The 23,521-nt window shown below is 33.3% G+C and carries 24 protein-coding genes and 1 rRNA gene; 16 read left to right on the top strand and 9 right to left on the bottom strand.

What is annotated here, in order from left to right; translation table 11 throughout:
• Positions 1–15: 15 nt before the first annotated feature.
• The 7 genes from ABWU24_RS05005 to purE form a co-directional block, all read right to left on the bottom strand.
• A protein-coding gene (locus ABWU24_RS05005; RefSeq protein ID WP_341815401.1) for an IS5 family transposase occupies positions 16–808 on the bottom strand; the annotation gives its coding sequence in 2 pieces (ribosomal slippage) (positions 16–543 and positions 545–808; 792 coding nt in all).
• A gap of 30 nt (positions 809–838) precedes the next feature.
• Positions 839–2,047: a collagen-like protein gene (locus tag ABWU24_RS05010; RefSeq protein ID WP_353274542.1), complete on the bottom strand. Its 1,209-nt coding sequence runs from the start codon at positions 2,045–2,047 to the stop codon at positions 839–841.
• Between the two features lie 374 nt (positions 2,048–2,421).
• On the bottom strand, positions 2,422–3,885 hold the full coding sequence (locus tag ABWU24_RS05015) for a DegQ family serine endoprotease (protein WP_341815701.1): 1,464 nt from the start codon (positions 3,883–3,885) through the stop codon (positions 2,422–2,424).
• Positions 3,886–3,888: 3 nt separating this feature from the next.
• A complete protein-coding gene (gene hflC, locus ABWU24_RS05020; protein WP_341815702.1) occupies positions 3,889–4,761 on the bottom strand; it encodes a protease modulator HflC in 873 nt (290 codons plus the stop codon).
• Positions 4,762–4,763: 2 nt separating this feature from the next.
• Complete coding sequence (gene hflK / locus ABWU24_RS05025; RefSeq protein WP_341815703.1) at positions 4,764–5,789, bottom strand: FtsH protease activity modulator HflK; 1,026 nt, start codon at positions 5,787–5,789, stop codon at positions 4,764–4,766.
• A gap of 414 nt (positions 5,790–6,203) precedes the next feature.
• Positions 6,204–8,033 carry a DNA mismatch repair endonuclease MutL gene (mutL, locus tag ABWU24_RS05030; RefSeq protein WP_353274544.1) on the bottom strand — a complete coding sequence of 610 codons (1,830 nt, stop codon included), beginning with the start codon at positions 8,031–8,033 and terminating at the stop codon, positions 6,204–6,206.
• Positions 8,033–8,533, bottom strand: a complete 501-nt coding sequence (purE, locus tag ABWU24_RS05035) for a 5-(carboxyamino)imidazole ribonucleotide mutase (protein ID WP_015588176.1) — start codon at positions 8,531–8,533, stop codon at positions 8,033–8,035. Before purE ends, mutL begins: the two co-directional genes overlap by 1 nt.
• Before the next feature lie 853 nt (positions 8,534–9,386).
• Here purE and ABWU24_RS05040 point away from each other — a divergent pair.
• The 8 genes from ABWU24_RS05040 to rpoD all read left to right on the top strand — a co-directional run bounded on the left by ABWU24_RS05040 (position 9,387) and on the right by rpoD (position 13,975).
• On the top strand, positions 9,387–9,683 hold the full coding sequence (locus tag ABWU24_RS05040; RefSeq protein WP_015588177.1) for a helix-turn-helix domain-containing protein: 297 nt from the start codon (positions 9,387–9,389) through the stop codon (positions 9,681–9,683).
• A gap of 60 nt (positions 9,684–9,743) precedes the next feature.
• Positions 9,744–10,136, top strand: a complete 393-nt coding sequence (gene rpoZ, locus ABWU24_RS05045) for a DNA-directed RNA polymerase subunit omega (protein WP_015588178.1) — start codon at positions 9,744–9,746, stop codon at positions 10,134–10,136.
• Positions 10,137–10,165: 29 nt separating this feature from the next.
• The gene (locus tag ABWU24_RS05050) at positions 10,166–10,411 is read left to right on the top strand and encodes a monovalent cation/H+ antiporter complex subunit F (RefSeq protein WP_015588179.1); all 246 of its coding nucleotides are present in this window, start codon (positions 10,166–10,168) and stop codon (positions 10,409–10,411) included.
• A 6-nt stretch (positions 10,412–10,417) separates the two neighbouring features.
• On the top strand, positions 10,418–10,690 hold the full coding sequence (gene mnhG, locus ABWU24_RS05055; protein WP_135352936.1) for a monovalent cation/H(+) antiporter subunit G: 273 nt from the start codon (positions 10,418–10,420) through the stop codon (positions 10,688–10,690).
• An 11-nt stretch (positions 10,691–10,701) separates the two neighbouring features.
• Positions 10,702–11,226 (top strand): DUF4040 domain-containing protein, encoded by a 525-nt coding sequence (locus ABWU24_RS05060; RefSeq protein ID WP_341815706.1) that lies wholly within the window; start codon positions 10,702–10,704, stop codon positions 11,224–11,226.
• Positions 11,219–11,638, top strand: a complete 420-nt coding sequence (locus ABWU24_RS05065) for a Na(+)/H(+) antiporter subunit B (RefSeq protein WP_010404274.1) — start codon at positions 11,219–11,221, stop codon at positions 11,636–11,638. Before ABWU24_RS05060 ends, ABWU24_RS05065 begins: the two co-directional genes overlap by 8 nt.
• On the top strand, positions 11,635–11,937 hold the full coding sequence (locus tag ABWU24_RS05070; protein ID WP_010404276.1) for a cation:proton antiporter subunit C: 303 nt from the start codon (positions 11,635–11,637) through the stop codon (positions 11,935–11,937). Before ABWU24_RS05065 ends, ABWU24_RS05070 begins: the two co-directional genes overlap by 4 nt.
• A gap of 139 nt (positions 11,938–12,076) precedes the next feature.
• On the top strand, positions 12,077–13,975 hold the full coding sequence (gene rpoD / locus ABWU24_RS05075; RefSeq protein ID WP_015588182.1) for an RNA polymerase sigma factor RpoD: 1,899 nt from the start codon (positions 12,077–12,079) through the stop codon (positions 13,973–13,975).
• Between the two features lie 473 nt (positions 13,976–14,448).
• Here rpoD and ABWU24_RS05080 read toward each other — a convergent pair.
• A protein-coding gene (locus tag ABWU24_RS05080; protein ID WP_353274215.1) for an IS630 family transposase occupies positions 14,449–15,454 on the bottom strand; the annotation gives its coding sequence in 2 pieces (ribosomal slippage) (positions 14,449–14,943 and positions 14,945–15,454; 1,005 coding nt in all).
• Between the two features lie 144 nt (positions 15,455–15,598).
• Here ABWU24_RS05080 and ABWU24_RS05085 point away from each other — a divergent pair.
• From ABWU24_RS05085 to ABWU24_RS05095, 3 genes are all read left to right on the top strand, one after another.
• A protein-coding gene (locus tag ABWU24_RS05085; protein WP_264374449.1) for an IS5-like element ISWpi1 family transposase occupies positions 15,599–16,431 on the top strand; the annotation gives its coding sequence in 2 pieces (ribosomal slippage) (positions 15,599–15,968 and positions 15,968–16,431; 834 coding nt in all).
• Between the two features lie 181 nt (positions 16,432–16,612).
• On the top strand, positions 16,613–16,744 hold the full coding sequence (locus ABWU24_RS05090) for a GDSL family lipase (RefSeq protein ID WP_251373718.1): 132 nt from the start codon (positions 16,613–16,615) through the stop codon (positions 16,742–16,744).
• A 28-nt stretch (positions 16,745–16,772) separates the two neighbouring features.
• Positions 16,773–16,916 (top strand): hypothetical protein, encoded by a 144-nt coding sequence (locus tag ABWU24_RS05095; protein WP_041581334.1) that lies wholly within the window; start codon positions 16,773–16,775, stop codon positions 16,914–16,916.
• Between the two features lie 708 nt (positions 16,917–17,624).
• Here the strand turns inward: ABWU24_RS05095 and ABWU24_RS05100 are convergent.
• On the bottom strand, positions 17,625–18,242 hold the full coding sequence (locus ABWU24_RS05100; RefSeq protein WP_353274546.1) for a hypothetical protein: 618 nt from the start codon (positions 18,240–18,242) through the stop codon (positions 17,625–17,627).
• A 153-nt stretch (positions 18,243–18,395) separates the two neighbouring features.
• On the opposite strand from ABWU24_RS05100, the gene ABWU24_RS05105 reads away from it, so the two are divergent.
• The 5 genes from ABWU24_RS05105 (at position 18,396) to ABWU24_RS05125 (ending at position 23,473) form a co-directional block, all read left to right on the top strand.
• Positions 18,396–19,899 (top strand): 16S ribosomal RNA (locus tag ABWU24_RS05105).
• Between the two features lie 102 nt (positions 19,900–20,001).
• The gene (gene sdhC, locus ABWU24_RS05110; RefSeq protein WP_015588184.1) at positions 20,002–20,379 is read left to right on the top strand and encodes a succinate dehydrogenase, cytochrome b556 subunit; all 378 of its coding nucleotides are present in this window, start codon (positions 20,002–20,004) and stop codon (positions 20,377–20,379) included.
• Complete coding sequence (sdhD, locus tag ABWU24_RS05115; protein WP_341815707.1) at positions 20,376–20,741, top strand: succinate dehydrogenase, hydrophobic membrane anchor protein; 366 nt, start codon at positions 20,376–20,378, stop codon at positions 20,739–20,741. Before sdhC ends, sdhD begins: the two co-directional genes overlap by 4 nt.
• Positions 20,742–20,817: 76 nt before the next feature.
• Positions 20,818–22,062, top strand: a complete 1,245-nt coding sequence (locus ABWU24_RS05120; protein WP_341815708.1) for a hypothetical protein — start codon at positions 20,818–20,820, stop codon at positions 22,060–22,062.
• Between the two features lie 109 nt (positions 22,063–22,171).
• Entirely contained in the window at positions 22,172–23,473 is a 1,302-nt protein-coding gene (locus tag ABWU24_RS05125; protein WP_353274548.1) for a sugar phosphate nucleotidyltransferase, read from the top strand.
• Positions 23,474–23,521: the final 48 nt, after the last annotated feature.

Here is a 23,521-nt window from a genome sequence, read left to right on the forward strand (position 1 = left end):
TCTGTTAGAGCCTGTTCATAATCTTTTCAGAAGCAAAGCAGCGAAAGCAAGAACGACCATTTGCAGGCTAGTGTTGAGTTTCCGCTCGCAATTTTTCCACAATCGCCTACATTTTTGCAACCAAGCAAAAGATCTCTCAACAACCCATCTTTTCGGCAATACGACAAAGGTGTGTAATTCGTTTCGCTTTATTACTTCAACGGTAGCGCCAATAGTTGCTTTTATTTGTGTTGCAAAATTTTCTCCTGTGTAGCCAGCATCAACTAGTATATTTTTAACTTCAGATAGGTTTTCTTTAGCATTTTTAACCATTCTCACAGCGCTACTACGATCAGTTATTTCTGCCGTTGTTATATAAATTGCGTGGGGTAAACCTTGTGTATCTACCGCAATATGGCGTTTTATTCCTGAAACCTTTTTGCCTGCATCATAGCCTTTTTCTTCAGCAGTATCTGCATTTTTTACGCTTTGTGCATCAATTATGCAGAAGCTGGTTTTTTCTTTCCGACCATTGTTTTGTCGGACCACGCCAACTATTTTTTTTTAATACCAGCTCCAGAACACTTTCTTTATTTGCATCTGCTTTTTCACTCCACTTCTTAAAATAGTCGTAACAATTCCGCCATTTTGGAAACTCTTTTGGTAACATTCTCCACTGGCAGCCACTTTTTAAGACGTATAACACTCCACAAAATACATGATATAAATCAAGTGTTCTTGGCTTTGTCCTCTTCCTGCAAGACTCCAGATCTGCTACAATAATCTCAAACTTTTCTCGACTTATATCACTTGGATATAAACTTCGCATATCCTACTTTATATACTTTATCCTCTCATTCTATCCCTTTTTTGAGATCACGTACAGGCTCTTAGAAGAAAATTCGGTAACAACTTGATTAATACTTGGAGTTATTCCATTAGTGCCTTGATTTCCTTTTTCTCCTTTAGGTCCTTGATCGCCTTTTGATCCATGCGCACCTGACGATCCAGTATCCCCCTTGTCACCTTGAGGACCAGTCAATCCATAGTAGCCCATATCACCTTTTACTCCCCTTACACCTGGCTCACCTTTAGGACCTTGTACACCAGTATGTTCTAATCTTTCAATTCTGCGTTTTAAAAGTTCAATTTCTGTTTCTAAATTTATATGTTCTTGAATATTCACATCAACCTCCAAAAAGTTATCAAAATTTTCTAAGTTGTAATAATAAGGATATGGACCTGGTCTATTGTCGCGCTCATACCCAAAAGAATTAGGGTTAAAATCATGAAAATTTTTGCATGTGCTATTTTCATACGATATGCAACCAACATAATTATTGCCTAACTTTTTTACTGCGAAATAGTTATCTTGCGTTTCCAAGCTCTCAATTTCATAAAAAGGAAATAACTCGAATGTATTGCGTGCAAGACTGAACTGTGGAAAGATATGATTCAATATGCCAACTTTTCTACCAGTTGAATCATATACATTAGCACTCTTATAGTATCTGTATATATATTGCGATTCCTTAAAAAAATAGTCTCCTATTTCTATTTTCAATCTTTTATTAGGTGAATTTTGAAGATCCTGAACAGTAAGGGTGATATTTTTGCTACTAATTATGTCTTTTGGATCTATTAAAACCTTGCTATTTTCTAGCGGTTCATAAGCAGCACTACATCTGTTAGGATTATATGTGTGAAAATAGTTACCATTTGTATAATTCTTAGGTATATGATCAATAGTATCTATGATAGTATTTTTGCCATCATAGTAATAATAATAAGGTTGATCAGAAGTAGTAACTAAAGCAAATTTGTAATCATTTCCTACCTTTTGTAGCTTTAGTTGTAGCCCTTGGAATGAGTCGTCTAGTGTACTTTCCCTGTTATTCAAATCCAGAATTTTAAAACGCTGATTATCATCTCCGGTGATAATGTAAGATGCACTATTCAGGCTAAATGTTGTTTTGTTATTTAATCTTATTTGTGCAGGTACCCTACGACCAGTTCTATTATTACAATCTTTTTGTAGAATACCTTCCTTTTCTAGTTTAAAACGCATCTCCACCTCCCTTTGCGATTAGATATAATTAATTTATGGGTATTAATTATTGGTTAATAATGATGATAAGTAAATATAATTATATTTTACACTAATTTAATTATAAATTAACTTATGACAGAAAGTTGTTTCTTTTATAACTGAGCATAAAAATGCTTTATATTATCGAATTTCTTACCACTCCAGCTCTTTCACCTTATAGATGATGTCGTTCCTGTGCTTAATACTGAAATCTAGTTCTTCCATAATCTCGTTGGAAACGTCTTCAGTATAGGGATAAACTTTTATTAATTTACAGAAAGAACCCTACCCCCAGGATAAAGAAGCTAGTTAAATTTGTCAAGCAATTTTTTCATGACCAGCTAGATAAATAGCTACTTCTTCAATTTGATTGAGGTGAAAAATTGATTGCCGTTGCGATAAATAAGCAGCATTACTGAATCTTTGCCGTCTTTTTTTACTGCTGAATCAATTTGTTTTTGAAAATCATTAGTATTTTCAATATCGATTCCATCTAGTTGGATAATTATATCACCTTTCTTAATAACACGTAGTGTAGAATTACTACTACTATCTACACTAATAACTACTACACCCTTTGTGGGTGCATTATTTTTTAGTTCTTTTGGCAAATTTGAAACGGTTAAACCACTTATATAACTAGATGTTGATTTATTTTCTTCTTGATTATTACCTGAATCATCATTTGTAGATTCCTCGATTGCAACCTTGATATTGACTTCTTTACCTTTTCTAAGTAATTTAACCTGTACTTTCTTTCCGGGCTCAGTTCGTGAAACCATATGAGGTAATTGCGTCATTCTATCAATTTTTTTGCCGTCAAACTCTAATAGTATATCACCTACTTTGATTCCTCCTTTCTCTGCAGGACTGCCCTTTACTACGCTTGCAACTAATGCACCTTTGATATCTTTTAAACCCAAGGATTCAGCAAATTCTTTTGTTATAGGCTGAACTTGCACGCCAAGCCAACCATGTTTTATTTTTTTACCACTTTTTAATGTGTCAATAATTGAAATAGCTAGATTAGATGGTATAGCAAAGCCTATACCCACGTTACCGCCAGACTCAGATGGGGAATAAATAGCAGTATTAATACCTATAACTTTTCCATTTAGATGAAATAGTGGTCCCCCTGAGTTACCTCTATTAATTGCAGCATCAGTTTGAATAAATTCATTCATAGTACCAATACTAATGTCTCTAGATCTTGCAGATACAATTCCTGTACTTACAGAGCCACCTAAACCAAAAGGGTTGCCTATTGCAATAACTGTATCACCAACTCTTGCTTTATCAGAATTACCAAATTCAACAAAAGGAAGATCTTTATCAGAATTAATCTTAAGCACAGCAAGATCAGTTTTTGCATCATAGCCTAAAACTTCTGCTTTGAAATAAGTATTATCGTTCATAGTAACTGTAATATCTTGGGCATTTTTAATAACGTGATAGTTGGTTACTATGGTTCCACTTTTATCTATAATAAATCCAGACCCAAGTAACGTCACTTCTCTATTAATGCTAGGAGCTCTATCAAAAAATTGATCAAAATGCTCGAAAAATTCTCTAAAGTCATCAAAGAAATTATTTCTTGGCGTAAAGGGAATTTTAGTTCTACTGTTATTTTCTTGCTTAACTATTTGCTCACTTGAAATATTTACAACTGCGGGAATAAGTTCTTCCACTATATCAGCAAGCCCTTTATTACAACTGCATACAGGATCTGCAACTGTTTTTGCAAACAGATTAGCATATGAAGAAAATGAAATTAAAAAATATGCAAATATAGATAAAATAAATGCTTTACTTTTCATAAACTATTTCCATCCCTTGTTCAAAATATCTAAGAAATTATTATTTGGTGAAAGCACAAATTTAGTATTACCCTCAGCAAATGATTTACTGTAAGCTTTCATAGAGCGATAAAAGTTAAAAAACTCTTCATCAACCTTGAATGCCTCATTATAGATTCTAGTTGCTTCAGCATAACCACGGCCTCTTATTTCATGTGATTCTTTTACTGCACTAGAGACAATTCCCCTTTTTAATTTATCAGCTTTTGATCTAATTTCTTGTCCAGCTTGTTCTCCTTCTGCTCTAATTTCTTTTGCTTCCTTTTCCCTTTCAGTTTGCATGCGGCGGAATATTGCAGAACTATTTTCTTCTGGTAGATCTGCTCTCTTAATTCTTACATCTATTATTTCTATGCCAAATTTTCCAGCTTCAGAATAAACTCCACGTTGAATTAATTGCATAACTTCTGATCTCTTTTCATTCAACAAACTAATTAATGAAAATCTTCCTATATTCTCTCTTATGTGAGCTTCTATGACAGGATATAATCTTCTAACTAGCCCTGATTCATTTTTCACAGTTTGGTAAAAAGTGATAGGATCTATTATTTTATATTTTGCATAAGCATCTACTATAATACGCTTTTGATCTGCAGTTATCACTTCCCTTGGAGTTTTATCAGGACTTAGATCTAAAATTCTCTTATCAAGAAATTCTACGTTATTTATAAATGGTAGCTTAAAATATAAACCACTGTCTTTAACATCTCTGACGACTTTACCTAATTGTATAACTATCGCTTGTTTTGTTTCTTGAACAACAAAGATTGAATTAGATAATGCAATCAATAATGCAACAAATACAAAAGCAAAAACAATTTTAATATTACTACTCATGACTATTTTCCTAGATTTGTAAGAGGTAAATAAGAGAACATACCTTTTAGATCGTCTGTTATAACAAATTTATCTACCTTGCTAAAAATATTTTCCATAGTTTCAAGATAAATACGATTCTTAACAAGAGAAGGATTTTGTCTATATTCTTCATGAAGAGATAAAAAGCGATTTGCATTACCTTTTGCTTCATTTATTATTTCATTCTCGTATGCTTCTGCATCTAATTTTATCTTTATTGCTTCACCTTTTGCACGAGGTATAATATCATTACTGTAAGCGTATGCTTCGTTTATGGTACGCTCCTTATCTGCGCGAGCACTTTGTACATCCCTAAATGAGCTAATCACCTTTTCTGGTGGATCAATTTTTTTCATTTGAACGGATAAAATCTCTATACCCATTTGATATCCATCAAGAATCTGTTGCAATAAAATTCTAGTATCTCTGGAAATTTCAGCCCTGCCTTGACCTTCGAGTGCAAAAGAGATCGTATTCTTACCTATTATTTCTCTCATAGCACTTTCAGCAGCATTTTTAACGCTAAAACCAGGTTTATAATCCCGCACTTTGAATAAATAATCTTTAGCATCCCTGACTCTCCATTGGACCTCAAAGTTAACGTTGACTATGTTCTCATCTCCGGTGAGCATCACTCCTTCACCACGATCTGTATCTCGCCCATAAGAGCTGCTTATGCCAATTTCTTCACGATTTACTTCTTTAACATTCACTTTAAAAACCTTACCAACAGGATAGGGAAAGTGATAGCGCAAACCAGATGTTTCTGTATTGGAATATTTGCCAAAAGTAAGTTCTATACCTTCCTCACTAGGATGGACAATATAGAAACCAGTACAAAAATAAAACAACAAAACAATGAAAATGATGAAATAAGGTTTTTTCCCTCTATTTCTGGTTAAGCCATTAAAAAAGCATCTTATATCAGACACAGCTTTACTTAAAATATCTTCATTACCTGGACCTGACGGTTTCTTTCCAAGATTCCAAGGATTACGCTCATCCATAAAAATTATTAATTGTATAACTAATACGCTGATATTACTTAATCTTATCAAAAAATGCAAAACTATTTTGTTTACAAATTAATGATCAGAGTGAAGGATGTGATCATACACTTCCTTTTTTTCTATATGTTATGGTCAATTCTACAGAATTTCTAGCTTTTTTTGAATTCTTTATTGTCGTTTTTGATAAGTATCTTTAGTTGTATATTAATTATTAACATAAAAGACAATGCCTGGGATTTAGGAAACTTAATTTTAATCAAGTAGCTGCATAATAAATCATTGTCAAGTGATGGAATGACATTATCTACTATGCAAATTACCTGCAAATTGCAATGTTCAAACAATTGTGTATCTGAGTTTTGAGATGACGAAACTAGAGTTGTATAATCTATACATATTTGTGATAACTTCTCACCTTCGCTCAAATAACTTTTCAATATCGCTTAATTTCATTTCTATATAGGTTGGCCTTCCGTGATTACATTGTCCAGAATAAGGTGTCTTTTCCATTTGCCTCAATAATTCATTCATCTCCTCCAATTTCATCTTTCTGCCTGCTCTTATTGATCCATAACAAGCAATTGTGGCTAGTATTTTATTCACCTTATCCTCTATAGGTAATGTATCTTCTATTTCTGTTAGTCTATCCACTATATCAATGAGCATTCTCTTTGTGTCTATTGCTCCTAAGATTGCAGGAACTTCTTTTACTATGATCTTATTTTCTGATTTAATTTCAATCTCAAAACCCATCTCAAAAAGTTTATCTTTATAAGTTTTAATCATTTCCATTCCAGCTTGATTTTTGATTTCAACCATTTCAGGCAAAAGAAGTTTTTGTCTTTTTATACTTGATTTCTCCTTTAAGCACTCGTATACTAGTCTTTCATGGGCTGCATGCTGATCTACTATAATTAGTTTGTCTCTTACCTCAGCAATAATATAAGTATTGTAGATTTGACAGTGTGCAAACCCAAGTGGATAATCCCTTATTAGATCGGTTTGTTTCCTTTCCAAAATTGTAGTTTCTGCTCGTGGAGGAGATTTTTGCATACCAGTATAATCAAACGATTTTGAATGTTCTGATAAGCTTTTTGTCTCTATATTTGGAGAAGTAAATTCTCTCATTAATTGGTTTTCAAAAGGATCTGACCTTCTTCCATAAAATTCATTTTTAAGACTAGACCTACTAAAAGGATCTGATGATAGATGATTCGTTGTTGTTCTAGTCTGGGCCAATACAGTTTCTGCAAGATCTATTCTCTTTGATAGCACTTTTATTAGCCCTCTTCTCACTATTTCATATATTAGCCTCTTGTTCTGAAACCTTACCTCTGATTTATTTGGATGCACATTTACATCAACTTGATCATACGGTATCTCTAAGTGCAGCGCTGCAAAAGGATATCTATTGCTTGGAATAAGGTCGTGATACGCATAACGAATTGCACCAATAAGTAGATTATCTTTAATTGGTCTACCATTAACAAATATATAGATCTGAGTTGAATTGCTACGATTGACAGTAGGTTTACAGATGTATCCTGTAAGTCTAATGCCATCTTCTTCTTCACTAATTTGCAAAGAGTTTTCATGAAATTCTTCTTCTACTTCGCATAGCCTGCTAAATAATGAGGTCTGCTTAGTATACTTAAGAAGCTTCTTATTATCGGAGATAAGAGTAAACTCAATTCCATAATTGATCATTGCTAAGTTGTTTACAATATCAACAATGCTTTGTGTTTCTGCCCTTTCGGTTTTGAGAAATTTTAGTCTATTTGGTGTGGCAAAAAATAAATCTCGTACTTCAATATATGTTCCTGTCGATAAAGGATAAGGAACAAGCTCTTCTATTTTTTCTCCCCCCTCATATCTTATAGACCATGCTTGATCTGCTTTGCTTGCCTTAGATGATAATTTTATTCTGCTTACTGCTGCAATTGAAGACAAAGCTTCTCCTCTAAAGCCAAGATGCTTAATCTCTATCAATTCACTATCACTCAATTTTGAAGTAGCATGGCGCATAAACGCAAGTTCTAAATCATCCTTTTTTACTCCGCTACCATTATCGATCACAGTAATGAGGTTACGCCCACCACTTTCTATTCTAATTTCTATCTCTGAGCTTTTTGCATCTATTGCATTTTCCACTAATTCCTTTACCACACTTGCAGGCCTTTCTATTACCTCTCCTGCTGCTATACGATTTATGGTTTTTGTATCTAAAAGAACTATTGCCATTATAATGTTGGTTTTTCTTTTACTGCTTTAGTTTGCTCCTCTCTCCATTTTTTTAATCTATCTGCAATTTCACTATTAGAAATCGATAATATAGATGCAGCAGTAATAGCGGCATTGCATGCTCCACTCTCTCCTATAGACATTGTTGCAACTGGAACACCTTTTGGCATCTGCACTATAGATAATAGACTATCTAGCCCATTTAATTGCTTGCTATGAACAGGAATACCGATAACAGGTAAATAAGTAAGCGATGCAGTCATACCGGGTAAATGAGCCGCTCCTCCTGCACCAGCTATAATAACCTTAAAGCCTTTTTCTTGAGCAGACTTAGTAAAATTAAAGAGTCTCTCTGGTGTTCTATGTGCGGATATTATAAATACATCATGTGAAATTTCCAATTCTTTTAATAGGTTAATAGCATGCACCATAGTGCCATAATCCGACTCGCTTCCCATAATTACAGCAACATCCTTTTTCATTTTTTCTGTATTAGACATGATTTTATTTACTAACCAAATAGTATTTCAGAAGCAACAAATATTTGAATTAAATTACGAATATGATATAGCATTCTCATTAAATAGAAACTTTAAAAATTAAAATGAATCCCTATATTAAAATATAGAGGTATAAATTTCGGATATAAGGGTCTATTCATAATCTTTTTAGAAGCAAAGCGGTGGAAGCAAGAAGACGATTTGTAAGCTAGTATTGAATTTGCTTATCACAATTGTCTACACTTTTCTATAAGAGTATTAGAGACTTACCTTTTGACAATACGGCAAAGATCTCTACAGTTACATCCTCTATATTTGTTTCTTTGCAACTACTTTTTTATATATGTTTCAAAACACTTTCTTTACTTCTGCTATGTTTTTTACTTCATTTATTAAAATAATCTTGCCATTTTGAAAACATTGTTGATTCACTGAAGCCACTTTTTAGGACCTGTAGCACTATGTAAAATACATCCTAAATCTTCTTGATTTTGTTTCTTTCTACAGAACTCTACTCAGTTTTTCTCCTACTCATCTTGCTCTGTTTTCATAATTTACATACTCTATCTCCTGCTTTATTCCTTTCTTGAGATCATGTACAGTCTCTAAAACGAGTTTGTAAAATGATTATTTCTGTGTTTTAAACTTTGCAATTTCAACTTATTCTCTTTAATAGTAAGTTTTTTACAAAATAATAGTTTGAAATTACTAGTATGTTGATAAAAATTATAGTCAATTTAAAATTTTGAGTATCAGATAGTTATTGACAAATTATATAGTATTAATATATTGGTATATTAAATATTATGATATAATATTTAATAAAGCTAGTTGGTATGTGAGAGTAAAAATTATGGAAACAATATCATTAAACAATCTGGATAGTGAAGCAATAAAAAAAAATTTGCTTGGCATAATAAGTAAAATTATAGGAAAAAATACTTGGACTCAAGCTTGTGCGGCTGAGAAACTTGGTATTGATCAACCAAAGGTGTCACAAATTAAAAGTGGTAAGACAAGTGGTTTTTCTTTAGAGAGACTGTTGGGTTTTTTGAAAAAGCTTGATCATGAGATAACAATTACAATAACAGAAAATCAATCAGTAAAAGCTAAAGAAGAAAAAGTAGAATGTAGAATTGGATCTCAATAGATCCGAAGTTGACATCTTGTTTTTTGTGATATAGTATAAAGCTTATCAAGGTAGTATTTTATGGTTGAGTCTATTGTAGAAAAGTGTGTAGAACGGGTACACAATCGTTTTAAATTGGTTCTGCTAGCAAGTCAAAGAACACATGATTTGAGTACAGGAGCAAGCGATCCCGTTGAAATGGTTAAGTTTAAAGATCATAAGGATACGATAGTTTCTTTATATGAAATAGCAGAAAAGAAGGTGAATACTCATGAGTTGTTTAACCTTTTGGTGAAAAGGTGCAAGGAGCACATGAAAGGAAACACAGATAATGCTTATAGTAGTAGTCCAAGTAAGCTAGCAAATTTGTTAAATTTTTCTGATCATCAACTTAACGCGAGTCTGGATATAAGTCAAGAAAGTCAAGATGATGAAATAGATGATCAAGATAGTGATGAAGAAGTACCGATTTAGAAATCTGCAGAGGTTATAATAGCTTATAAATGATTAGTATTGCTATCTATGCGCTTTTATTCTGTATGAGTGTAATGTTATGTTGTATAGTGTTTAGGTCAAGTGATGTATACAATAAGGTTTTAGCATTCAATAATTTATCAACACAGGTAGTTTTACTCATAGCAGCAATATCAATTATTCTGAATGATTTTTTTTTAATTGATATAGCATTGCTATATGCTAGCATCAGCTTTATATCAACTATAGCACTAATGAGATTAATGTTGTTTTGATAATTTATGGTAGCATCCATTCTCATATCTTTAGGTATTTGTTTAATAGTCATTTCAAGCATAGGAGTAGTAGTATTTCCTGATTTCTATACTAGACTACATGCTGCAGGTATTGCAGATTCTAGTGGTGCAATGTTGTTGTTGATTGGTTTTGCTTGGCAAAATGAATTTTCAATCAATACTATTAAAATTATATTATTGATTTTTATAATATGGATAGCCAATTCAACTAACAGTTATATTTTAGCGCGTACTTATTATAAAAGTAAAGACTATTAAAGAAGGTTAAGATGCTAGAAATACTGAATCTAATATTACTTTTGCTGTTACTCACGGTTACAGTTTTTATAGTTCTTTCGAAACATTTGGTTGTAAGTGCTGTTCTAATGTGTGTATTTAGTGCACTTATTGCACTTATGTACTTGATTATGAATGCGCCAGATGTTGCAATTACTGAAGCTTCTGTTGGTGCAGGATTGAGCACAGTCTTTACGTTTGCAGCACTCTCTTTGGTAAAGAATTACAAAGCAAATTTATCTCATAGCCCCACAACACTTTTTTTTATGTTATTTTTGACTGCATGTTTATCATACTTTATGATTCAATTACCAGATTTTGGCAGTCATAATGCTCCAATTCACTTGCACGTTGCTCCTTATTATGTCGAAAATACTGAAAAAGCTATTGGTATTCCTAATATAGTGACAGCTGTTTTAGCAAGCTTTCGTGGCTATGACACATTTGGAGAAACTATAGTAGTTTTTACTGCTGCACTTTGTATAATGTTAATATTAGAAGAGAAAGAAAGTGATTAAAGATCCGGTATTAAGTGCAGTAACATTTTTGATGATACCTTTTATCATTTTGTTTGGTTTATACATACAGTTTCATGGTGACTATACTCCAGGTGGAGGTTTTCAGGCGGGAATAATTATTGCTTCTGGGATAATATTATATTCTATGTTATTTGATATACCTACAACTTTAAAAGCAATACCTTACTCTATTATCAAATTTACTAACGTACTAGGTATTTTAACCTATGGAGGAGCTGGTATTATAACAGTTTTATTTGGCCAAAATTTTTTATCCTATAGTATATTGTCAGCTGATAGTAGAACAGGTCAAAAATTGGGTATTTTCTTAGTGGAGCTGGGTGTATTGCTTACCGTCTCTTCTTCCATGTTAATCATATATATAAATTTTGCTCGCAAGAAAAAACAATGACTCTATATAATTATGTAGGCATTACTATATTAATGGTGCTAGGTTTCTATATCATTGTAAATGATAAAAACTTAATCAAAAAAATGATGGGATTAAGTGTCTTACAAGCATCTGTTTTGTTGTTTTACATATCTTTAGGGTATGTAAAAAGTTCTTTACCTCCTATATTGACTTCAAATTTTCACTTATATACCAATCCTATACCTCACGTCTTAATGCTTACTGCTATAGTGGTTGGAATTGCAACATTTTCAGTTGGATTGTCCATAGTAGTAAGAATGGAGAGATTAGTTGATTAAGAAGAGTGTGAATAAATTGACAGTATCTTAAACTATATGAAGTAGCAAGTAACTATAAATTAAGAATAAAACTATAAGCTTGCTAATTGTAAGTTTATTTGATAAATAAGAAATAAAATTATAAACTGTAAAGGTAATGATGTCAACTATTAATGGTACGGAAGATAGGAAAAAGATCATCAAAGATCTTGTAACTAAAAGTATAAGAAAGGGCGGTTTTATCACTTTTGATGATATAAATGATAAGTTGTCAGATGAAAGTTTTCCACCTGATTTTATAGATGATACTATAGCTTTATTGCAAGACTCTGGAATTAACATACTCGAAAGTAGTGAAGATGAGGAAGAAGCTCCTTCTAATGATGATGGTAATAAGCTTGATGATGATGAGACATCGTTGAATACTACTACAACTTTAGTGCAAAATGATGATCCAGTAAGGATTTATTTACAAGATATGAGCTCTGTAAAGCTTTTGTCGCGAGCAGATGAAATTAAGATAGCAAAAAAAATTGAATCTGAAAAGCATAACATGTTACGTGCAATAATTGAAACATCAGTGGCATTCAACATGATCAAAATATGGCGTGATGATTTAAGTGGTGGAACTTTTTTACTGAGAGAAATTATAAATCTGGATGCAATTTATAACTCTGATTTCAATATGGTAGACAAAGAAGAAAGTGAAGCTGAAGATGTTAGAGATTGTGTTAATGATGAGGAAAAAATTAATGATGAAAAGGGAAATGAGAGTGAAGACATAAGTTCAGCTAACTTAAATATTTCTGTTCTTGAAATGGAAAGTGATTTATTGCCAAAGGTTATCACGGCATTGGATGAGATCATTGCTTTAACAAATGAAGCATTGGTATTGAAAAAAAATTCTAAAGATTTCTCTAATGAGCTAGAAAATTTATATAATCAAATATGGTCTGTAGCATTACAAATTCAGTTTAGTGATGCTGCTATTACCAGAATTACACAAAAACTTTACGAAATAAATAGACTAATCACGTTTGAAGAAGCTAATCTTATTACTGAAGCTAGAAAGTACGATATTGATAGAGAAAGTTTTTATAATGTTTATGATGATGTGCTTTTAGAGCACGAGTTTAGTGAAATAAGTTTTCTCAAGATTAATGAAAATCAATCTCTTTTTACAGGTGAATTAAAAAATAAATTCTTAGGGTTTATAAACGATAGCTATGAGTATATAGCTAGTGCCTTAAGCAATATTAAGAGTTATGTACAAGGAGATAAAGTTCAGGAGTTTAAGAAGCTAATCAAGAGAATACAGAAACATGAACAAGAAGTCTCTCAAGCAAAGCAAGAAATGATTAAGGCTAATTTAAGGCTGGTGGTTTCGATTGCTAAAAAGTATTCAAAAAGAGGCCTTGATCTGCTTGATTTGATACAGGAAGGTAATATTGGTCTTATGAAGGCTGTGGATAAGTTTGATTACAAACGTGGGTATAAATTTTCGACTTATGGTACTTGGTGGGTAAAACAATCAATCACTAGGGCAATACCTGAACAGTCTAAAGTAGTTAGAATACCAGTACATATGGTGGAAATTATCAGTAAAATCAACAAAGCATTAAGAAAGATGACTCATGGAATGGGTAGAGAGCCTACATTAGAGGAATTGAGTATAGAATTGGCGATGCCGCTAGAAAGAATACGCAAAGTTATGAAGATAGCAAGAGATCCGGTAAGTCTTGAAGCTCCAACAGGAAAGGATGATAGTAGTACCTTCGGTGATTGTATAGAAGATAAGCGAGTTTCTAAACCAGAGGATGCTGCAATACTTGCCGACTTGCGTGGCATTACGACCAATGTTCTTGCAACTTTAACACCAAAAGAAGAAAGAATTCTAAGGATGCGCTTTGGCCTTGGTAAAGATGGAAAGGAGCATACCTTAGAAGAAGTAGGAAAAATTTTTAATGTTACACGTGAAAGAATTAGGCAAATAGAGGCAAAAGCACTACGTAAGTTGAAACATCCAAGCCGTGCTAAAAAACTTAGAGGTTTCTTTTAAGGCAGAAGGGCTGCTCAAAAAATAGGTAAAATTCAGCCAAAGTTCTATAATTTTACCCTATTTTTCTTTTTTATAGGCTTCATAGAGCAGTATGATTAGATATTGAATGTTATGGCAAATAAAAATAATAACTCTAATTCAAAGTGTAAAAATTTTTGTGTTCTGGGTGATAGTTTATCTGATAATGGTGTAATTATTGAAATTCTAATAACTTATCCTTTGTAAGAAACGTGAAACTTAATGCCCCTTTTTATTAAGGAGGATTTTTAGCAATGGCCTTACTGTTATTGAATATGTAGCAAAGTATTTAGGTTTAGAAGAATTTAAGTCATCATGGAGATGCTCATTTTTTGATCGATACTATGAACAGCAAAATCATAACTATGCGATTTTATATGCAACAGCATCTGAAATTCTTAACCCTATTTTTTCTTATTTCCTCAATAAATTTCGTTTAGTTATACCAAAATCCATTACTGACCGAACAAATAAGAAACATTACAAACTCGTTTAATAGTAGTACTGGAAATATTGACAATAAAATTACACAAAACATCTTCAAGTAAACCTATGGTATCGTAGATACTATTGCGTAAAGTATTGTATTTGATATATTGCCACAACCTTTCAACAGGATTCAGTTCCGGTGAATAAGGAGGCAAGTATATGATGGTAATGTTTTCCTGAATTTTCAAACTTTTTGATCTATGCCAACTTGCACAATCCATTACAAGAAAGGCTTCTTTCGTGCCTAAATCTTTCGACATCTGCTCCAGAAATATATTCATACAATCAGTGTTTACATATGGAGCAAGTAGGCTAATTTTCTTACCACTTCTTGGATTTACCGCACTGTAGATATAGAAATTTTGTCTACCAATTTTCATTTTAACCTGTGTTCTGACCCCTTTTTTAAACCATCCGTGTCCGATTTTTGAATGAGTTCCAAATCGTGATTCATCAAAAAAATACCTCCTTTTCAGGGTGGGAATTGACTATTTTATTGAAGTATTTTTTAAACTCTTCTTGCTTGTTTTTATCTTGTTTATGGTGAATTGGCCTCGGTGTTATGTAAGAAAACTTCATCCTTTGTATCTCACGGTGCACTGTTGATTTGCTAATGTTTAGGCCAAATTCCTCTGAGATTTTTATTTGCACTTCCTTAATAGTAATATTTGGATTTCTTTCTACCCATATTTCAATTTGCTCACGTTGATTTTTGTTTAATTTGCTTTTTCTTCGCCGCTGAGACGGGGAAAATAATCTTTCTACTCTACCAAATTTTAGATGCTTTATCCATTCAGTCAAAGCAGTCCTTGAAATTTTACATATTCTTGCCACAGCGCTTATACTACTTTCTTTTCCTGCTATCACCGCTTGTAACTTTTTTGAAACATATGCGTTATTTCTGACCTTTTTTAACATTTCTTTCGCCAAATTTACAACTTTTTCGTCTAATAGTTTTGACCTTAATGCCATTTATACCTCTCTATTTTATCTACTTTAGTATCACTTCTTTCCCATTATTGTCTATCTGTTCTTTATATAGTGGGAATTGGTATTAGAGGTTGTCCGGAAACAAGTAAAAGGCTATAATATCTGAAATTTTAGTACGGGGTAAAGATGAGAAAAAAGTATCCAACAGATCTAAGCGAAAGGGAATGGGCAAGAATAGAAAAACACTTCAGAGTATCATACAAGAAAGGAGGAAGGCTGCCAAAGTATAGCAAAAAAGAAATATTAGAAGCAATTTTCTATGTATTGCGTACAGGGTGTCAATGGCGGTATTTACCAAATGATTTTCCGCTATGGAAGACTGTGTATGAGCAGTTCAGGCAATGGAAGAAGCAGGGAATTTTTGAGAAAATGAATTATGAAATTACAAAATATAGTAGAAGAAAAATAGGAAGGAATGAGCAGCCGAGTGCCTGTATAGTAGATAGTCAATCTGTAAAGACTACAGAAAAGGGGGGATCAAAGGCTATGATGGAAGTAAAAAAGTAAAGGGTAGAAAAAGGCATATAATTACAGACACTCAGGGTTTTATACTAGGTTGTTACGTAGGCGCTGCTAACGAAAATGATAGAGATGGTATTAAAATAGCATTAAACAATATGAGAACAAAATATACTAAAGTTAAAAAAATGTGGGCTGACATGGGATACCAAGGAAGAAATTTAAAGAATCACATAAAGGAAGAATATGACATAGATATTGAAATTGTTAAAAGGCCTCCATGTAGATTTTGGGTGCACAAAGATACGCCACCTGAGCTACTACCAACAAGAGAACAAGGGTTTAAAGTACAGCCAAGAAGATGGGTTGTAGAAAGGACTTTTGCTTGGGTTAATAGGAATAGAAGGCTATCGAAGGAGTATGATTTACTCACAACATCCACTGAGAATTTCATATACCTAGCTATGAGTAGGGTTATGTTAAAGAGGGAATATGCTTGAATTTACTAGTTTCCGGACAACCTCTTAATCAGCTAAACGCAGTAATTAAACATCATCCAGACGTAGGTAAAGGAGATTTTATTTTTCATTATAATCGAGGAAATAATATTATGGGTGCCACTGCTTATAACAATGTTAAAGCAGAAAAAGTATTGAAATAAAGCGGTTAGTGAAATATGTAATGCATTTGGTTCTAAATGAATATGGTGTAAAGCATGTGATTGTTGCAAATGTGACTGAGGGTGGTTTGATACTAGCTTTAATAAAGACGAAAAGCAAGAGAGCTGGCTGCAAAGCTTACACAGAGTTTTAATACAAAATTAGCTAATGATTTAGATTATATGAAGAAAGGTGCAGATCTTGAAATAAAAGCATTCGATCTTAACTCTAAAGTGAAAAGTATGCTTGGTAAATATAAGAGCAAAGGGTTAAATGATCGAGATGCATACCTATCAAACATCGTAGACCAGTTTAGGGTAGGGTGATTTGGAAAAAGTATAAAGATACTCTTGTTGATATTTAAAGGAAGGCTTGATACTTACTATAATTCTGGATGCAGCACAGAAATACTAAAGGATTATTTCTTTTTTGATTATTTTTATCCAACTGCAGAACCTTGTTGTGAAGTTGGTAATGAAATGTATGAGTTGATAAAAATTAGATTTCTTTTAAACATCTTTACGGTTTGTAGTAACTATCTGCGTAGCTGAATGGTAAAGGGAGGGGGGTAAACAAAATAATCTAAAATATAGAGAAAATACAACGGTGCTTGATACATAGCTATTGCGATTTTATCCTCTTTTTGTCATTTTAGTGCTAGAATGACATTCTGCTAGTGAAGTTTATTCTTTGATATATTAACTATAAATATAGAGAAGTCTTACTAAATAAAAAGGTAAAAGGAACTTCTGAGTAGTGAAATTTTGACTCTATATTACTGTAAGTGGTGCTGTAATAATGTTCTAACAAGCGCAACTTGGCTGAGTATAGAAAAAATTTAAAAAATCGCTATAATTTTACGTAATCTACCAATAAACACCTAAGTTTTTACTGGATTTTGTGATTGATCCTACAGTCAAAAACAAATTTTGAGTCATAAATAGTTTTAGTGCCATAATAAAATAGGGAGGTTTGTCAAGTAAAGTTCTTTATTTCATCAGATGCGCTGCCAAATTGTTATGCAAGCAAGTTTTTTAGTTTTCGTATATCCGAAGTAATTCTTGTGCATTGGCCTTGATTAGGGTCGGACATTCTCTATCATTTAATAATGAATGCAATATTTCAATTGCACCTTTAATGTCGTTACTGTGTATCTTTACTATAGCGATAGCTTCTTGGCTTGAATAAGGGTACACTGCATTTGATTCTAAATTACTAATTTTATCTTTATTTGTTTTTTCACCGCTGGAGTGAAGTAAGCTCATTAATTCTAAGTATTGTGCTAACTCACGCAAAACATCAGGAGCATCTTTATCGTCTGCCAAATCATTATAAATAATAGATGCTGTGTCTGTTGGCATTGAATCTGAGATATGATTGAATGCACGTTCAAAATTTGCTAAATACTCCCAATTTGAATCTATTTCTTCTAGCAGCGACTTATTATCTTTTTTTAAGAATAATACTTCGTAAAACTTGTCACCTGCAGTTATAGATTGTTTTGTGTTATCAATGTTGCGCAATAAGTATAATGTGATGCCAACTAACATTGGCACGAGTGCAAGCAGAAAGATGTATTTTTTCATGGTAATATTCCAAATAGTTATATATTTATACATTAATGCTTTTGATTTGCAAAAACATATTGACATAGTGATTATATCACATAATAATACTCTTAAAGTTGTTTGAATAGTTGGAGATTAAAATATTTCTAAAGTAGAAATAAAGACAGCAGTATTAAGCTAAATTATTTTTTGTCGGATTTATCCGATGTACCCTCAACCTTTTATAGGTTGAAGTCTAAATTTGAGAGTTTGATCCTGGCTCAGAATGAACGCTGGCGGCAGGCCTAACACATGCAAGTCGAACGGAGTTATATTGTAGCTTGCTATGGTATAACTTAGTGGCAGACGGGTGAGTAATGTATAGGAATCTACCTAGTAGTACGGAATAATTGTTGGAAACGACAACTAATACCGTATACGCCCTACGGGGGAAAAATTTATTGCTATTAGATGAGCCTATATTAGATTAGCTAGTTGGTGGAGTAATAGCCTACCAAGGCAATGATCTATAGCTGATCTGAGAGGATGATCAGCCACACTGGAACTGAGATACGGTCCAGACTCCTACGGGAGGCAGCAGTGGGGAATATTGGACAATGGGCGAAAGCCTGATCCAGCCATGCCGCATGAGTGAAGAAGGCCTTTGGGTTGTAAAGCTCTTTTAGTGAGGAAGATAATGACGGTACTCACAGAAGAAGTCCTGGCTAACTCCGTGCCAGCAGCCGCGGTAATACGGAGAGGGCTAGCGTTATTCGGAATTATTGGGCGTAAAGGGCGCGTAGGCTGGTTAATAAGTTAAAAGTGAAATCCCGAGGCTTAACCTTGGAATTGCTTTTAAAACTATTAATCTAGAGATTGAAAGAGGATAGAGGAATTCCTGATGTAGAGGTAAAATTCGTAAATATTAGGAGGAACACCAGTGGCGAAGGCGTCTATCTGGTTCAAATCTGACGCTGAAGCGCGAAGGCGTGGGGAGCAAACAGGATTAGATACCCTGGTAGTCCACGCTGTAAACGATGAATGTTAAATATGGGAAGTTTACTTTCTGTATTACAGCTAACGCGTTAAACATTCCGCCTGGGGACTACGGTCGCAAGATTAAAACTCAAAGGAATTGACGGGGACCCGCACAAGCGGTGGAGCATGTGGTTTAATTCGATGCAACGCGAAAAACCTTACCACTTCTTGACATGGAAATCATACCTATTCGAAGGGATAGGGTCGGTTCGGCCGGATTTTACACAAGTGTTGCATGGCTGTCGTCAGCTCGTGTCGTGAGATGTTGGGTTAAGTCCCGCAACGAGCGCAACCCTCATCCTTAGTTGCCACCAGGTAATGCTGAGTACTTTAAGGAAACTGCCAGTGATAAGCTGGAGGAAGGTGGGGATGATGTCAAGTCATCATGGCCTTTATGGAGTGGGCTACACACGTGCTACAATGGTGTCTACAATGGGTTGCAAGGTGCGCAAGCCTAAGCTAATCCCTAAAAGACATCTCAGTTCGGATTGTACTCTGCAACTCGAGTACATGAAGTTGGAATCGCTAGTAATCGTGGATCAGCATGCCACGGTGAATACGTTCTCGGGTCTTGTACACACTGCCCGTCACGCCATGGGAATTGGTTTCACTCGAAGCTAATGGCCTAACCGCAAGGAAGGAGTTATTTAAAGTGGGATCAGTGACTGGGGTGAAGTCGTAACAAGGTAGCAGTAGGGGAATCTGCAGCTGGATTACCTCCTTAGGCTTTGTACGTAATTCACCATTTCAAATAATAGTGTTATTATGTACTATACTGCTGTCTTTACTTCTACTTTATTTTTTAATTTCTCAATAACGAAATTTTATGAGTAATAGGCCTCTTTCCCCATATTTACAAATATATAAAGTACAAGTTACTAGTTTTTTTTCTATTATGCATAGATTGACTGGTATCTTGCTATTTCTTTTATTAATCATACTTTCTTGGTATTTTATATTATATGTTTACTCCCCTAAGTTAATTATAGTAAGGTGTTTAAATGCATTATTGTTCACTCCTGTTGCTAAATTAGCTTATATCTTATGCTTTGTAAGCTTTATGTATCATTTTCTTAATGGTATTCGTCATTTATTGTGGGATGCTGGGCTTAATTTAGAAATTGCTAGTGTTTTAAAAAGTGCTATGTTACTAACAATAATGCTATTTCTTTCTACTATGGCTTTTTTATTTATATTTATATGAGTCAATCTGTAAATTCAGTACATCATTGGTGGGTCCAGCGTATTTCTGCGGTGATTTTGTTATTTTTATTTCCTTGGTTTATTTACTCATTTTCTTGCACATTTTATGTTGATAGCCCTTTATCTTTTAATGAAAAATTATTTCAGGCTATTAATCATCCACTAGAGCTTTTGTTTTTTGTTATACTGGTGTTTTGCATTTTTTGGCATGCAGTTCTTGGAATGCAGGTAGTGTGTGAAGATTATATAGACAGCGTACCTCTAAGGATTTTTACAATTACATGCATAAAATACTTATCAAGCATTACTTATATAGTCCTTGCTTTTACGACTTTTTTCTTTTATAGGCATATTTTCTTGTAAAATTGTTAGTTCTGTGTTAATATATTATTAGTTTACTAATTTTATTATTGAGCTATAGTGATTTTGGTTTGACAACATGTTTGGGGTGTTAAAAAAAGGAGTAGCAGATTTTACGCTTAAAGCAAAAGGTTTATTTGCTTCATCTGAATCTCAAATTTATGTCAAGGATCTTAGAAAGGTAATGACATATACAGATGGAAGAAAATGCAAATATCCAAAGAATTACGATCAGATTGTAAAATCTGGGAAAGTTGTAGAAAGTAAGAATAGTAATGATGAGACTATATATAAACTTTTGTATGGCAAGAAAATTTTTGAATTAGCTCTTGTCGAGAAAACGGATGATAGGTCCTATTTTACCATTGACTTTTTAGTTAATCGTAATCGGGAAAAAAACAAGGATGTTAAGCATTATGATGGCTACTATAAACCATTTGAGTTTTCAAAAATCGATCTTGAAAAACATATTCCAATTTTTGAAGCTAAAAAAACTAATGATCCTAAATATCCGTTTGAATTAACTCACTCTTCTGTGCTAATGAAAAAGGTAAAAAATGGAGAGGGTAAAGTTCAGGGAGTTGTTGATGAAAAGGGAAGAAATGAAGAATTACTATACACTAGTAATTATAAAAAATTAAGCACTAATTTTTCAGAAATTAGAGATCAAAATGGTAGTCTAGAGCTAGATAAAAGTCTGATATCTGTTCCTATTGTTTTTGCTGCGGGTTTAGCTAAGATTTGTGCTAGAATGCTGACTTTCATTCCTATGAAATTAGGAGAGAATTTGATAGCTAGAAAAAATCAAGTTGCAAAATCTTTTGGTTATCTTTTTTTCACTCCTGCAGTGGTAGTAAAAAATTTAGTAAATGTGGGAGCTACAATACTTAAGGTTCCAATTTTATTATTTGTAGCAAATGAGAAAAAGTATGGTGATGCTTATCTTACTATGTGGAAACACCAATTGAAAGAATGTTGGAAAGAAGTAAAAAGCGACTTTAATGTTGTTACAAATGGGGAAAGGCCAAAGCCGAAGCAGAAGGATCATAAGCCACTTAGCATAGTGGGTACATGGAAAGAGCTTAACGCTAGAAAATCAGATATTGAAAAAAACTTAGAGAAGGGGTTGAGCAAAAATAGTGAAAGTATAGATAAATCTAGAGAACTAGGTGTTGGAGAGAGCTTAAAGGAAAAGTTGCAAAACAAAACTGATGAAAAAATAGCTGCAGCCGTTAATCAAAAAAGCAACACTCCTCATATTGATGGAGAGATAAAAAGAAGACAAGATTCGTCACGAAATGTAGGGGCTCCATCACGCTCGTAGTCAACCATCACTTTAAATTACTTTTTACTTTAATCATCTCACAATAAAAACTTGCATGCATTTTGCCGTTAGTATAAGATATTAATCAAATAATTAATATCTTAATTAAATGCGCCCTGTAATACTGTGTGGTGGTAGTGGCAGCAGACTTTGGCCTCTATCTAAGCCAAAGCAATTTCAGAAAATATTTAGTCAGAATACTATGTTTCACAACACTTTGTTGAGGCTAAAAGGCGATTATATGCCACCCATCATTACCACAAATATACAATATGAGTCATTATTGATGCAGGAATTACATGCATTACAGGAATGTAAAGTAGTTTTTGAACCAGTTAAAATTGGGACAGCGGCAGCAATACTAATTGCTGTGCTTCTCTGCGATAGGAATGAGACAATCTTAGTTCTGCCTTCAGACCATTTTATAGGTGATTTGAATAGTTTTTATGTTTCTATTGAGAAAGCGTCTAAGCTAGCCTCTGAAACTGACTCTATAGTCACTTTTGGGATAAAGCCTCATGAATTCAATTCTGAATACGGCTATATAAATGCAGTATATGGTCAGAAAGAAAAATGTCATATAGTAAAAGATTTTACAGAAAAACCCGAGCGTAAGGTAAGTAACGATCATTATTGGAACTCTGGAATATTTGTGTTTAGAGCAAAACGCTATATAGATGAGATAAAAAAAATTGCTCCGACTCTCTATAATTTATGTTGTGAAAGTATGAAGCATTTTGTACCACGAGAGAGATTTCTGTATTTAAAACAGCAAAATTGTGCAGGAATGGGTGATACATCTATTGATCACCTAGTGATAGAAAAAGCAGAAAATATTGTAATGATAGAAGCCAATTTCGATTGGATGGATGTTGGCACTTGGGGTTCAGTTTTAGAGTTAAGTAAGAGATTTAATAAGAATTTTGAGTCGTTTCAAGCTGTAATCAAAGGAAGAGAGCCAGTTTTGATGACAGAAAATGATGCAAAAAATTTACTAGGTAGAGTTTATAAACGGCCAAGTAAGAGCCTAATGTTGTTCATTAATAAAGTTAAGGAAGTAAAGCCAATAAGGAAAGAGATTAAGCCATGGGGATTTTATAGTGTAGTTTTAATGGGCAAGGATTTTCTTATAAAATATCTTTTTATAAATCCACTAAGCTGCACTTCTAAGCAATTTCACCACTATAGAGATGAGTACCATATAATACTATCAGGAGTTGGATATGTTAGTTTAGATGACAAAACATATGCTATAACGAAAAATCATGTAATAGAGATTCCAAGGAAGGTGTTTCATAAAATTGAGAATAAAAGTACAAGATTTCCTCTTGAGATAGTTGAGTTTCAGGTAGGAAAGTTTTTATCTGATAATGATATAGTAAGATTGGACGATATATATGGAAGGTCTTAATATAGAATATTGAATATATTCTATAAGCTTGCTAAATTTAGACAACCT

Origin of the sequence: Wolbachia endosymbiont (group B) of Hofmannophila pseudospretella, from assembly GCF_964028515.1 — a bacterium.
Classification (GTDB): Bacteria; Pseudomonadota; Alphaproteobacteria; order Rickettsiales; family Anaplasmataceae; genus Wolbachia.

Coding starts and splice junctions, on each gene's coding strand:
- ABWU24_RS05015 (WP_341815701.1), bottom strand. CDS start 3,885: ATGAAAAGTAAAGCATTTATTTTATCTATATTTGCATATTTTTTAATT.
- ABWU24_RS05090 (WP_251373718.1), top strand. CDS start 16,613: ATGCATTTGGTTCTAAATGAATATGGTGTAAAGCATGTGATTGTTGCA.
- rpoD (WP_015588182.1), top strand. CDS start 12,077: ATGTCAACTATTAATGGTACGGAAGATAGGAAAAAGATCATCAAAGAT.
- hflK (WP_341815703.1), bottom strand. CDS start 5,789: ATGGATGAGCGTAATCCTTGGAATCTTGGAAAGAAACCGTCAGGTCCA.
- ABWU24_RS05010 (WP_353274542.1), bottom strand. CDS start 2,047: ATGCGTTTTAAACTAGAAAAGGAAGGTATTCTACAAAAAGATTGTAAT.
- ABWU24_RS05125 (WP_353274548.1), top strand. CDS start 22,172: ATGCGCCCTGTAATACTGTGTGGTGGTAGTGGCAGCAGACTTTGGCCT.
- mutL (WP_353274544.1), bottom strand. CDS start 8,033: ATGGCAATAGTTCTTTTAGATACAAAAACCATAAATCGTATAGCAGCA.
- sdhC (WP_015588184.1), top strand. CDS start 20,002: ATGAGTAATAGGCCTCTTTCCCCATATTTACAAATATATAAAGTACAA.
- rpoZ (WP_015588178.1), top strand. CDS start 9,744: ATGGTTGAGTCTATTGTAGAAAAGTGTGTAGAACGGGTACACAATCGT.
- ABWU24_RS05100 (WP_353274546.1), bottom strand. CDS start 18,242: ATGTCAATATGTTTTTGCAAATCAAAAGCATTAATGTATAAATATATA.
- hflC (WP_341815702.1), bottom strand. CDS start 4,761: ATGAGTAGTAATATTAAAATTGTTTTTGCTTTTGTATTTGTTGCATTA.
- mnhG (WP_135352936.1), top strand. CDS start 10,418: ATGGTAGCATCCATTCTCATATCTTTAGGTATTTGTTTAATAGTCATT.
- ABWU24_RS05120 (WP_341815708.1), top strand. CDS start 20,818: ATGTTTGGGGTGTTAAAAAAAGGAGTAGCAGATTTTACGCTTAAAGCA.
- ABWU24_RS05095 (WP_041581334.1), top strand. CDS start 16,773: ATGAAGAAAGGTGCAGATCTTGAAATAAAAGCATTCGATCTTAACTCT.
- ABWU24_RS05060 (WP_341815706.1), top strand. CDS start 10,702: ATGCTAGAAATACTGAATCTAATATTACTTTTGCTGTTACTCACGGTT.
- sdhD (WP_341815707.1), top strand. CDS start 20,376: ATGAGTCAATCTGTAAATTCAGTACATCATTGGTGGGTCCAGCGTATT.
- ABWU24_RS05040 (WP_015588177.1), top strand. CDS start 9,387: ATGGAAACAATATCATTAAACAATCTGGATAGTGAAGCAATAAAAAAA.
- ABWU24_RS05070 (WP_010404276.1), top strand. CDS start 11,635: ATGACTCTATATAATTATGTAGGCATTACTATATTAATGGTGCTAGGT.
- ABWU24_RS05050 (WP_015588179.1), top strand. CDS start 10,166: ATGATTAGTATTGCTATCTATGCGCTTTTATTCTGTATGAGTGTAATG.
- purE (WP_015588176.1), bottom strand. CDS start 8,533: ATGTCTAATACAGAAAAAATGAAAAAGGATGTTGCTGTAATTATGGGA.